The sequence below is a fragment of the Zoogloea oryzae genome, assembly GCF_030161255.1.
Taxonomy (GTDB): Bacteria; Pseudomonadota; Gammaproteobacteria; order Burkholderiales; family Rhodocyclaceae; genus Zoogloea; species Zoogloea oryzae.
The window spans coordinates 17,140-28,928 of sequence record NZ_BSPX01000014.1 but is presented as its reverse complement, the minus strand read 5'-3'; the positions used below and the strand labels follow the sequence as shown (position 1 = coordinate 28,928).

General features: G+C 67.3%; 10 protein-coding genes. 3 read left to right on the top strand and 7 right to left on the bottom strand.

The window, feature by feature from the left end:
• Nucleotides 1-91 precede the first annotated feature (91 nt).
• The 3 genes from QQK25_RS06695 to QQK25_RS06685 all read left to right on the top strand — a co-directional run bounded on the left by QQK25_RS06695 (nt 92) and on the right by QQK25_RS06685 (nt 3,022).
• Nucleotides 92-988 (top strand): spermine/spermidine synthase domain-containing protein, encoded by an 897-nt coding sequence (locus QQK25_RS06695; RefSeq protein ID WP_284187237.1) that lies wholly within the window; start codon nt 92-94, stop codon nt 986-988.
• Nucleotides 989-1,074: 86 nt separating this feature from the next.
• The gene (locus QQK25_RS06690) at nt 1,075-2,043 is read left to right on the top strand and encodes a restriction endonuclease (RefSeq protein WP_284187236.1); all 969 of its coding nucleotides are present in this window, start codon (nt 1,075-1,077) and stop codon (nt 2,041-2,043) included.
• A gap of 118 nt (nt 2,044-2,161) precedes the next feature.
• A complete protein-coding gene (locus QQK25_RS06685) occupies nt 2,162-3,022 on the top strand; it encodes a putative RNA methyltransferase (protein ID WP_284187235.1) in 861 nt (286 codons plus the stop codon).
• A gap of 280 nt (nt 3,023-3,302) precedes the next feature.
• Here QQK25_RS06685 and QQK25_RS06680 read toward each other — a convergent pair whose 3' ends face one another.
• The 7 genes from QQK25_RS06680 to QQK25_RS06650 all read right to left on the bottom strand — a co-directional run bounded on the left by QQK25_RS06680 (nt 3,303) and on the right by QQK25_RS06650 (nt 11,594).
• The gene (locus QQK25_RS06680) at nt 3,303-4,085 is read right to left on the bottom strand and encodes a response regulator transcription factor (protein ID WP_284187234.1); all 783 of its coding nucleotides are present in this window, start codon (nt 4,083-4,085) and stop codon (nt 3,303-3,305) included.
• Nucleotides 4,086-4,179: 94 nt separating this feature from the next.
• Nucleotides 4,180-4,878: a response regulator transcription factor gene (locus tag QQK25_RS06675; RefSeq protein ID WP_284187233.1), complete on the bottom strand. Its 699-nt coding sequence runs from the start codon at nt 4,876-4,878 to the stop codon at nt 4,180-4,182.
• A gap of 2 nt (nt 4,879-4,880) precedes the next feature.
• Entirely contained in the window at nt 4,881-6,245 is a 1,365-nt protein-coding gene (locus tag QQK25_RS06670; protein WP_284187232.1) for a sensor histidine kinase, read from the bottom strand.
• 100 nt (nt 6,246-6,345) lie between these two features.
• Complete coding sequence (locus tag QQK25_RS06665; RefSeq protein WP_284187231.1) at nt 6,346-8,184, bottom strand: response regulator; 1,839 nt, start codon at nt 8,182-8,184, stop codon at nt 6,346-6,348.
• Nucleotides 8,185-8,426: 242 nt separating this feature from the next.
• Complete coding sequence (locus QQK25_RS06660; protein WP_284187230.1) at nt 8,427-9,695, bottom strand: nucleoside recognition domain-containing protein; 1,269 nt, start codon at nt 9,693-9,695, stop codon at nt 8,427-8,429.
• A 67-nt stretch (nt 9,696-9,762) separates the two neighbouring features.
• Nucleotides 9,763-10,452: a L,D-transpeptidase family protein gene (locus QQK25_RS06655; RefSeq protein WP_284187229.1), complete on the bottom strand. Its 690-nt coding sequence runs from the start codon at nt 10,450-10,452 to the stop codon at nt 9,763-9,765.
• 149 nt (nt 10,453-10,601) lie between these two features.
• Nucleotides 10,602-11,594: a hypothetical protein gene (locus QQK25_RS06650; protein WP_284187228.1), complete on the bottom strand. Its 993-nt coding sequence runs from the start codon at nt 11,592-11,594 to the stop codon at nt 10,602-10,604.
• Between the last annotated feature and the right edge of the window lie 195 nt (nt 11,595-11,789).

Genomic DNA, 11,789 nt, shown 5'->3' with positions numbered 1-11,789 from the left:
CGAGAGTGTCTCTCCCGGTTGGGGCGGATTCGCCGGGGTTATGGCCCTGACATCGGGCCCCGTTTCCGCATCGCCGCGACGGCGACTTACAATGGGCGCCCGTCACGCCCACGCAAGCTCCGCCGTGCCCGCTTCGTCGCCTTCCATCCTCGTCCTGCCCAGCCCTTTCCTGTCGGACACCGACACCATCCGCCTCATCGAGCCCGCCGACTGCGACAGCCAGTGGCTGCTACGCCAGGTGCGCTCGGGCGAGTACGACAAGCCCTTCGTGATCGACGACGGCACCACCCGCAGCCTGCATTTCTCCCTGTCGCTGATCCAGAGCACCATGAACCTGAAGGACCCGTACGCCCTGGCGCTGGATTACACCCAGGCGATGATGGGTTTCCTGCTGTTCTGCCAGCGCCCGCGGCAGATCCTGATGCTGGGCCTGGGCGGCGGGTCGCTGGCCAAGTTCTGCTACCGCCATGTGGGGTCGGCGAAGATCACCGTGGTCGAGATCGACCCCAACGTGATCGCCTTCCGGGATGAGTTCGAGCTGCCGCCGGACGATGCGCGCCTTGCCGTGATCGAAGGCGACGGCGCCGACTGGGTGGTGAAGAGCCGCGGGTGGGAAGACCGCCCGGACATCATCATGATGGACGCCTTCGACCGCCACGGGCTGTCCGGCTCGGTGAGCTCCATCGGCTTCTACCAGGACGTGCACGAGGCCCTCTCCGGGCGCGGCATCATGGTGGCCAACCTCGCTGGCGACAAGGACAGCCGCGAAGACCACCTGGCGATGATCGCCCAGGTGTTCGACGACCGCCTGCTGTCGATCCGCCTGCCCGACGGCAACGACATCATCTTCGCCTTCCGCCAGCCCGGCTTCACCCCGCGCTGGCGCGAGATCGGCAACCTCGCCAAGGCCTTGCGCGCCCGCACCGGGCTGGATTACCCCAGGTTTGCCCAGCGCCTGGAGCGCAGCCGGCGGACGCGCTACGGCTGAAGGCGCGACGGGGGTAATATTTTTGCAATGACTCGTGAATTAATTCCGCTTAAAATCTAAACTTCGCTTGTCATGCTCAAAATAAGATGCCTGATTACAGCCGTCACGGCGTCGCGGCCGGCGCGATCGTCTCCGACAGCCCCGTCCCTCCCAGCTGGAAACCCGCCGCTCTTTTTGCCCTGGCCTGCCTGCTGATCGTCGTCGGCATCGCCCCGCTGGTGCTTGCCGGCCACGGTCACCTCAAAGGCATGCTGCCGGTTGTCCAGGGCGTGTTCCTGTTTGGCACCCTCGTCTTCGGGCTGCTGGCCTTCGTCCGCTACACCACCCAGGCCCATCATGGTGCGGCGCCGCTGCCGCAGTTCATGGCGCCCCTGTCCGAGTTCGTGATGCCCTTGTCGGAATTCGTCAGCGAGCGCCGGGAGCCCCCTGGCCGGGTGGTGCCTTTCCCCGTCGCCCATCGGGACATCGCGGATCGACCCTCCCAGTGGTCCCTCGACGTGATCGACCGCATGGAATGGAAGCGCTTCGAGGACGTGTGCTGCGCCTTCTACAACGAGAAGGGCATCAAGGCTGCCACCACGCGGATGGGTGCCGACGGCGGCGTGGATATCCGCCTGTACCAGGACCCGGACGACGCCGACTGCTGCACCGCCATCGTCCAGTGCAAGGCCTGGGGCCAGCCGGTGGGCGTCAAGACCATGCGCGAGCTGCGCGGCGTGATGGCCCACGAGGCCATTGAGCGGGCCTTCTTCATGGCCCCCAACGGCTTCACCGACAACGCCCGGGAGTTCGCTGCGATCAACCGCATCACCCTGCTCGACGGCCGGCTGATCCTCGCCATGATCCAGCGCCTGCCCGACGACGCCAGCCGCCGTCTGCTCGAGCTCGCCACCGAGGGCGACTGGACCACGCCGACCTGCCCGAGCTGCGGCGCCAGCATGACGCCCCGCCAGGGCAAGCATGGCCCGTTCTGGGGCTGCTCCACTTACCCCCGCTGCCGGGCCAAGCTCGGCATGCGCGGGGTCGGGCCTGCCCGGCACGCCGCCAGCGCCTGAGCGGCCCCGCCGGTGGCGGCGGGATGACGCCGGCCACCACTCCGGGCACAATCCGGCTGCCCCGTTTTCCATCCCGCCCGACGTGCAGCCACCCCGGCGCGCGGCGGGCCCCCCGTTCATGATCCTGCCCTTCCAGGCCCTTGCCTGCCCCCTCGACGGCGCCGCGCTCACGCGCCAGGGCGCCAGCTGGCGCTGCGCCGCCGGCCACAGCTTCGACATCGCCAGCCAGGGCTACGCCAACCTGCTGCCGGTGCAGCACAAGCGCTCGAAAGATCCGGGCGATAGCAAGGAGATGGTCGCGGCCCGGCGGCGCTACCTGGAGAGCGGCGTCTACCAGCCCATCGCGGCGGCCACCGCCCGGGCGGCGCTGGCGGAGCTGGCGCCGGAAGGCTCGGCGAGCTGCCTCGACGCGGGCTGTGGCGAAGGCTATTACCTGCGCGAGCTGGCCGCGGCGGCCGGGCCCGATCTACCGCTGGCGGTGCTGGGCCTCGACATTTCGAAATGGGCGGTGCTGGCGGCGGCCAAGCAGGACAAGCGGCCCGCGTGGGTGGTGGGCACCAACGCCCGGCTGCCGGTGCTCCCGGCCAGCGTGGACCGGCTGCTGTGCATGTTCGGTTTTCCGGTCTATCCGGAATTCGCCCGGGTGCTCAGGCCCGGCGGGCGCATCGTGCAGGTGGACGCGGGGCCGGATCACCTGCGGGAGCTGCGCGAGATCATCTATCCGCGCCTCAAGGAAGACACCAAGCCGGCCTTCGTGGCGCCGGCGGGGTTCGAGCTGCTGGACGTGGAAACCCTGCGCTATCCGGCCGCGTTAGAGGGCGCCGGCCTGATCGGCGATCTGCTGGTGATGACGCCCCATCTCTACCGGGCGACGGCGGACGGGCGGGCGCGGGCGGCGGCGCTCACCCGGCTGGACATCACCGTTGATGTACGGATCACCGGGCTGGTGCGGACGTCCGCCAGTGCGGCGGGCGCCTGAGGGGCACCCGCGCGTCGCGGTTTCGCAAGGTTTTGTGCTTTGCACAAAAATGGGACGCGCTGGCTCAGTCCCGTTCCGTTCTGGTGCATTTCAAGGCCTGCCAGGCAGCAGCCAGGGCGAGTGGCGAATAGGCGCCAAGCGTGGCCATCGCAATGATTTCAGCCAATCCGGTTTCCATGATCCGTGTCCTGACGTGGGTTACATCAGGAAAGGAGCAGGCTGCGTGCCAGGAAACGGCCTGTGCGTCCCGGCGTAGCGCCCGTGACGGGGCGGGCGTGGCTTAGTTCACGCTTGCGTGGGGGCGGGCGTGGCTGGTGGGGATCATCTCGACGCCGCTGCCCATGCTGACCGTCAGCAGGGGCGAGACCCAGGTGTCGTTGAGCCTTTCGAGGCGGTAGCCGGTGCCGTAGGCCGACACCAGCCGGAATCCGTTTTCCTCGTTGATCATCATGCGCTTGCGGATGCGGCTGATGTGGGTGTCCACGGTGCGGGTCAGCACCGAACCCTGGCTGCGCCAGATGGCCTCCAGCAGATGGCCGCGGGAGAACACCCGGCCCTGGTTCTTGAACAGGAACACCGCCAGGTCGAATTCCTTGTCGGTGAGCGTGATCTCGGTGTCGAGGAGATGGACGGTCCGCGCCTCGATGTCGAAGGTGTATGGCCGGTAGCTCAGGCGCGCCTCACGCCGGTAGAGGGCCGGATGGCGGCGGCGCAGGACCGCATCGACGCGCACCGCGATCTCCCGGGGACGCACGCCGCTGCGGATGAAGTCGTCGGCGCCCTGGGCGAAGGCATCGGCCAGCAGGGTCTCGTTGTCGCGGCAGTTGATGAGGATCAGCGCCACGTCGTGGTCGGCGACGCTCAGGATGCGGCGCAGATAGCGGGGAACGCCGCCGGCGAAGGCCGAGCCGTCGATCAGCAGGAGGTCGAAGCTCTCGCGGCCGAGGTCGCACAGCAGGTGCTGGGCGTCATCGTAGGTATGGACGGCGTGCCCGGCATCCTCGAGGGCCGAGTGGATGTCGTGGGTGCACGCGGTGTCTGACGAGAGCATTGCGAGGCGCATGATTGCCATTCCTGAGTGAGATCGATGTTCAGGCTGGAATGTAATCAGTGCGGTGCGCGTGTCGAAATCCTAACCAATCCTCACTTTGGGTAGCTCAGACGAGGCGCCCGTGTTCGATGAAGGCGTAGCCCTTGCCGTAGTTGGAGACCAGCGGCAGCTTCAGCCCGCAGCGGGTCGCCGCCTTGGCCCGCAGGCGGCTGACGAGGGCCTCCAGGCGGTGCAGCGAATAGCCTTCGTCTTCCGAGGCCAGCAGCGCCATCAGGTCTTCCTTGCGGGCGGTGCGGTCGGCGCTGCGGAACAGGGCGCCGAGCAGCATCGATTCGGGCCCGTTGAGGATCATGCTGATTCCGTTCGGCGCCACCAGCAGCCGGCGCTCCAGATCCAGGTGCCAGGGGTGGGGCATCGCCTGCAGCGGCATCGACGACACGCTGCTGTTCAGGCGGCGGTGCACGCTCAGCAGCGTGGCTTCGAGCTCCTCGGGGTCTACCGGCTTCACCAGGTACGCGTCTGCGCCATCCCGCAGGCTGGCGATGCGCAGCTCCCGCTCGCCGCGTCCGGTGCACATCACGATGCCCGCGCGGATGTAGCGCCGTGCCTCGCGGCAGAAGGCGAGGCCGTCACCGTCCGGCAGGTTGATGTCGAGGATCAGCAGGTCGTAGGAACCGGCAAGCAGCGTCTCAGCCTCGCGGATGGTGGCCGCGCTGGAGACCGTGAAGCCCGCCGAGGTGAGGAAGGAGGCGATCTCTTCGCTCAGGTCGGAATCGTCTTCCACCATCAATACCGAAATGCTCATCGTCACTCCTGTGCCCGGGGGGCGTGCTGCGGCCGCAAGGGGAGGGTCAGCGTGAAGGTTGTCTGTGCTGCCTCGGACCTGCCGGCAAGGTGCCCGCCATGGACCCGGGCCACCCGGGAGGCCAGCGCCAGCCCGATGCCGAAGCCACTCCGGGTGCCCTGGGCATCCTTCGTGGGCAGCTGGATCTCGCAGGACGGGTCCGCCAGCTCCGGCGGCAAGGGCGGCCCGTCGTTGGTCACGCGATATCGGACCGAATCTGCGCCGACGTCGACCTCCAGCCGGATCGGCGAGTCTTCGACGGCGTGCTTCACCGCGTTTTCGAGCAGCGTCGACAGGGCCAGCATCACCAGCTCGGCGTCGATCCATACCGGCGGGAAGGTGTGCTCGGGACAGGTATGCTCGAACACCCGCTCGGGGTTGGCCTGCTGCTGGGCATGCAGCGCTTCCAGGGCCGGCTGTTCGGGGGAATGCGCCGACAGCGCCGGCTCGAAGTCACTGCGCACCAGATTGAGCAGGCGGGCGTGGCGGTCGATCAGGGCGCGCATGCGCTGGGCGGCATGGTTGACGCGGCCGATGCGCGCGGCGCTCTCGGTGTCGGGCATCGAGCGCCGGAGGTTGCTGAGGCCCACCAGCACTACGCCCAGCGGGCTGCGCAGCTCGTGGGCGATGAATGAGAAGAAGCGGGCATGTTCATCACGCAGGCGTGCGGACTGACGGTTGAGCAGGTCGCGGGTTTCATCGGATCGCCTTTGCGTGCCTTGGGCATCCAGTCTGGCGCACATGCCCAGGTGCAGGCTGAGTACCACCACCGCCATTGCCGCGGCGGTGATGTCGAAACTGCGTGGCCCGAAGAATGGCGCGATCGCCGTCGTCCCCAACCCGGCAGCGGCGACCAGCAGCCACCACGCGCCGGCTTCCGCGCGGCCCGTCTCGCGCAGCGCAGCAACGAGCACCGGCGGCACCGCCAGCAGGAGCAGCGCCTGGCCCCAGTCGGCTGCTACCGGAAGGCGGTCGAGCATCAGCACGCTCAGCGCCGCCAGCAGCCACGTGATGCCGACCAGGGCAGGCAGCAGGTGATGGACGCGCGGAAACTGTGCTTCGAGCCGTAGCACCAAAGGCAGCAGCAGGAGCGCGCCACCCGGCAGCAGGCTCATCAGGAACATTGGCACCGGCCCGCCGGGCTCGTGCGTGAGGCCGAGCGTGAGGCCCAACGCCGCGGCGAGGCCCGCCACCCCGAGCAGGCGTCTGCGCCCGGGCTTCAGGCCGTCGGCAAGGCTGATCAGCCCCGTCGCCGCGGTGAGGCCGACCATCAGCCCGGTGGCCAGCAGCGCGCCGGATGCCGGCAGGGAAGGCGCTGCGGCGGTCATGGATGCGCCTTGGTTTGGAGATCAGAACGCACGGGACACGGCATGGGTATTCGTTCAGGATCGTCGGATGGTAAGCGAGTAGCCATGGCTGGCCACAAAATCACCAATGCTGACCACATCGCCGCCCGCGGCCCTCACCGGCGCTGGGCAGCCATTCGAGCAGCTTCGAATACAGCGCCTCCAGCCGCACCGGCTTGGCGATGAAGTCATTCATGCCGGCTTCCAGGCATCGCTCCCGGTCTTCCTGAAAGGCGTTGCCGGTCATCGCCAGGATCGCCGTCTTCCGGTAGCCGGGCAGGCTGCGCATGCGCCGCGTGGCCTCCAGCCCGTCCATCCGCGGCATGCGCATGTCCATCAGCACGAGATCGTACTGGGTGCGCTCGGCCATGGCCACGGCCTCGTCGCCAGCGCAGGCCATGTCGAGCTGCAGGCCGGCAAGCTGGAAGATCTCGGCCGCCAGCTCGCGGTTGCCCGCGTCGTCGTCGGCCAGCAGCACGCGCCGGCCGGCGTAGTCGCGGCGCAGGGTGTGCTCGGCCTCGTCGAGGGAGATGTTCATCCGGTGGGCGTCGGGCGTTGTGTGAGGCTTGTCCAGCCAGGCGGTGAACCAGAAGGTGCTGCCGACCCCCGGTTCGCTGTGGCCGCCGACCTCCCCGTCCATCAGCCTCGCCAGATGCTGCGTGATCACCAGCCCCAGGCCGCTGCCGCCGAAGGCGCGGGTGGTGGACGCATCGCCCTGCTCGAAGGCGGTGAACAAGCGGCCGAAGTGCTCGGGCGGAATGCCGATGCCGGTGTCCTCCACCTCGAAGCGCAGCAGGATGCGCTGCGCGGTTTCGGCGCCGCGGCGCACACGGATCGTCACGCTGCCCCTGGGGGTGAACTTCACCGCGTTGGTGGTGTAGTTGAGCAGCGCCTGGGTCAGCCGCACGCTGTCGCCCACCAGCTTGCGGGGCAGGGGCTCGCAATCGACGGTGAGGCGCAAGCCCTTGGCCGCCACGTCCTTCAGCACCAGCGTCGTCACCCGCTCGGTGACCTCGGCGATGTCGAGCTCGCTCTTCTCGATGCGCATCTTGCCGGCCTCGATCTTCGACAGGTCGAGGATGTCGTTGATGACGCCGGCCAGATGCTCGGCCGCCACGTCGATGCGTCGCAGCTGGCGGGCCTGGGCGGGGCTCACCTCGCCGCGCAGCATCACCTGGGCGATGCCGAGGATGGCGTTGATCGGGGTACGGATCTCGTGGCTCATGTTGGCCAGGAACTGGCTCTTCACCTTGCTCGCCTGCTCGGCCTGGGCCAGCGCCTCGCGGGATGCGGCGAGCAGCGACAGGCGCTCGAAACCCAGTTTCAGCGCGGTGCGCAGGGCCTCGTTGTGGTTGCGCGCGTTTTCCAGCATCGCGTACACGTACAGCACCGCGGCGATGCTGATGAGGTAATCCAGGTGGGTGCCCTTGATGAGGTTGATGGTGATCAGGGGCACGACGAGCAGGCCCAGGAACCACTGGTAATACGGCTTCTCGCCGTTGAGCCTTGAAATGGCGCCGGCGCACATGCCGGATAGCAGCGCCGCCAGGAAGAGCCGGAACTCGATGCCGCCCGACGGCCCGTAGAGCACGATCCCCGCGCTCCATCCGGCCCCCATCAGGATCGTCCCCCAATACTGGATGCCCCTGATGGCCTGGTAGGCCGCGCCATCGTCCACAAAGGCCATGGTCTTCACGTAAGGAATGGCCATCACATGGGGGGGCGTGTTGATCAGCGTCACGCCGATCAGCCAGGCCAGGGGGTGGATCAGCCCGCCCTGCCACTGGCCCAGGGCGCCGAGGGCAAGCCCGGCCGAGGCGAGCAGATTGAGGAAGAAGGACGACTTGCCATGCCGCAAGATCAGCACCAGCATCTGGCGCTCCGTCTTGGTTTCGACCGAAATCACATCATTGGGTGGCATGGGGCAGGCTGGCGTGCGAGCGATCGCGGTAAGGCGTCGCGGATTATTTCCACTGCCCACTCCGGGTGCCTGGTTTCGACGCAATTGGCGGGACGCGGCGGAACCGGAAAAGGCAGGTGCCCCTGGTGCGGACATGGGCGGATGCGCAGCTTATCGAGCCAGCCCTGGCCCGGACGAAATCCGCCGGCCGCATTTTGCAAAACATCGTCAATTGGTGCCCTGCGCGTTCGCCAGGGACGGCGTCAGCCCCCGTGATAGAACAGGTAGCCCACCAGAATCGCCCCGATCAGCCCCACGAAATCGGCGATCAGCCCGCAGGCCACGGCGTAGCGGGTCTTCGTGATGTTCACGCTGCCAAAATAAACCGCCAGCACGTAGAAGGTGGTCTCGGTGGAGCCCTGGATGATTGCCGCGAGCTTTCCCTGGAAGGAATCCACGCCATAGGTGGTCATCACGTCCACCATCAATCCGCGGGCGCCGCTTCCCGATAGGGTCTTCATCAGCCCCACCGGCAGCGCCGGAACAAAATCGGCGTTGAGCCCGAGGGCGATCACCACGCTGCGGATGCCGTCCACCAGATAGCCCATGCAGCCGCTGGTGCGGAAGATCGAGATCGCCACCAGCATCGCGATCAGGTAGGGGATGATCTGCACCGCCACCCCGAAGCCTTCCTTCGCGCCCTCCACGAAGCTCTCGTACACATCCACGCCCCGCAGCGCCGCCACGCCCACGAAGAGCACGATGATCGACACGATGATGCCGCTGCCGAGCAGCCCGATCATCTGCGCCATCGTCTCCGGCGGCATCGGGGCGAGCCACGCGTAGAGCCCGCCCATGAGCGCCGCGAAGCCGGCAAAGAACGCCAGCACCGGGCCCGACAGCAGGTTGATGCGCTGCCACGCGGCCACCGCGACGAGCCCCGCGCAGAACGAGATGAAGGTGGACAGCAGCGTGGGCAGGAAGATGTCCGCCGCGTTGAAGCCCACCAGCCCCTGTTGCACCGCCATGCTCTGGCGGATCGCGATCACCGAGGTGGGGATCAGGGTGATGCCCGCGGTGTTGAGCACCAGGAACATGATCATCGGGTTGCTGGCGGTGTCTTTGTGCGGGTTGATCTCCTGCAGCTCGCGCATTGCCTTCAAACCCAGCGGCGTGGCGGCGTTATCCAGCCCCAGCATGTTGGCGGAGACGTTCATCACGATGCTGCCGCTGGCCGGGTGGCCCGGGGGGATGTCTGGAAACACGCGCCGGAAGAAGGGCGCCACCAGTCGCCCGAAGCGCTGGATCAGCCCGCCCTTCTCGCCGATCTTCATCACCCCCAGCCACAGGCTCATCACCCCCACCAGCCCGATGGCGATGTCGAAGCCCGTTTTTGCGGTGTCGAACAGCCCGGTGAGCACGCGGGAGAACAGCTGCAGATCGCCCTGCATGGTCTGCGCCAGCGTTGCGGCAAATCCCACCAGCACGAAGGCAACCCAGATGCGGTTGAGCACGATGACGATGACGGCCACGCCAGTCGGATGACGGGGCCGATGAAGGATGGAAAGGCTGGGAGTCTATCGGCGGCGCTGGCCGGTGTCACCGCCGGGGCAGCCCCCACGCCTGCTGGTGGCGGGCGTATTCGGATTCGGGCAGCTGCACCAGCACCGGCGCCCGGGCCGCATCCAGCCACCGGGCGATCTCCTCCATGTGGTCCAGCACCATCGCGGTGCAGCCCGAGGTGGGCGTCTCCGGCGTCTCCCACACGTGCAGGAAGATGCACGAACCCGCCCCGGGCAGCGGTGGGTTCATGTTGTGGGCCACCACCGCGCCCAGTTCGTAGCGCCGGTCGTCCCGCAGCATGTCTTCGCAGCTCGCCCAGTCGCTGGGCACGCCTGCGGCATCCACGATGCAGTTGTAGTGGCCGGACTTCGGATCATCCACACACTTGAGCCCCGGCCGGGCCGGGTGATAGGGCAGGCGGGCGGCCCGGGGCAGGGGAGCGTCGGCGGGCGCGTAGCCGAACAGCGCGGTGATCGCAAACACCCCCGCCGGCGCCCGTCCGTCGCCTTCCTGCTTGGCGGTGCCGGCCATCAGCGGATGCAGCCCGCGCCCCCACGCCAGGCCGCTCCGTCCCAGCATCACCGGCAGCGGCGCAAAGGCCGGCTGCCAGTTGCCGTCGGCGTTGCGGGTGAAGCACTGCAGCTCGCCAGCGGGCGAATCCCAATCGGCAGCGATGCACAGCAGGAACTGGGTGGATGCGGGAGGAATCACGAAGGGCGTGGTCATGGGGCGGAGTAGGGGATTGCAGGCGAAGGGGCCGGGAGCGATTGTTTCACAGCCTCGCCGGCGCTGCCGGCTGCGGGGCTGAAGGCTGCGACCGTGTGGTGGCGGTCGCTGGGGCGCACCTGTCGAGGGTGATTCGACAGGTGGCGGATTCAGATGCGTTGCGCTTGGATGAGGCCCCGGATGATCTCGGTGACGTTGAGCGAGAGGGCAAGCTCGGTGTTCGTGTGGTGCCAGCCAAAGGGGGTGACGTCGAAGGGTTCAAGGCTGGGAACCGAATTGAGCAGCCCGAAGTTGTCGATTGCGCCCATCACATTGATGACGTTTCCGCAGCCATCGGGCAGTTCGCTGCGGGCGCTGATGTTGACGATGTGAAGCTTGGGGGCGATGGCCTTGAAGCGGGCGGGGGCCGAGATGCGCATCCCCTCGAGGGCTTCGGCGATGACGTAATTCCCTTTGGAGTGCCCGACCAGCAGCCGGAACCGGAAGCGGGTGTCACCGAGCAAAGCCTTGACCGCGTGGGTGTCGGGGCTGAGCTGTACGGTCGCGATGATGTTCTTGCCGCTGGCTTCGCTGCTGGCTGCTGTGCTGTCGAGGCTTGCCGCAGCGGAAGGTGCGGAAGGGCCGCTGGCCTGCGCGAGATGTTGAAGCTGGTGGAACTTGTGGCGCAGGCGGCTGAGCCCCCCGAACATGAAATACCCGCCCATCGCCTCGAAGGGCAGATCGGCAAGCCCGTAGCCGGAGACAACGCCGACCACCGTCTTGCCGAGGGCGTCGGCTACGTTGCGGGCAAGGGCGGCGGTGCCCAGTGCCGAACTGCCAACCCCGGCGACGACCAGGGTGTCCAGCTGGCCGGGCGCATCGTCCTTGAACTCTGCAGCGCTGTGGTGGATGGTGATCTCACCCATGCCGCTGGGCGGGACGACGACGATGGCGCCTTCTTCGGCCTTGTAGGGGAGCAGCAGCGCCTGTTCGGCGTCGTTGATCTTCGTGACGTCATAGAAGAAGGTGTCCAGCGAGGCATTGCGCTTGCGCAACCCTTCAAGCACCGGCGGAGGGAACGCGGGGGACAGGCCGCGGGCACTGGCAGCGGTCGAGTCGGTCAGCCAGATCTTGGGCAGGAGTTCGAAGGTGGTGTTGAGCATGAGGAGGCTCCTAAAGCAGGGGGTGACGGTGGAATGCTGCCTTGCACAATGCAATCTCAATCATTTATAGGTCATGTTTCAGAAAATGCATCGGGAAAATTGGCAATGCCTGGTCGGTGGAATGAGCCCACGAACAAAAAAACGGCGACCGGATTTCTCCGGCCGCCGTCGAGGCTCCCAGGGGAACGCAATCCC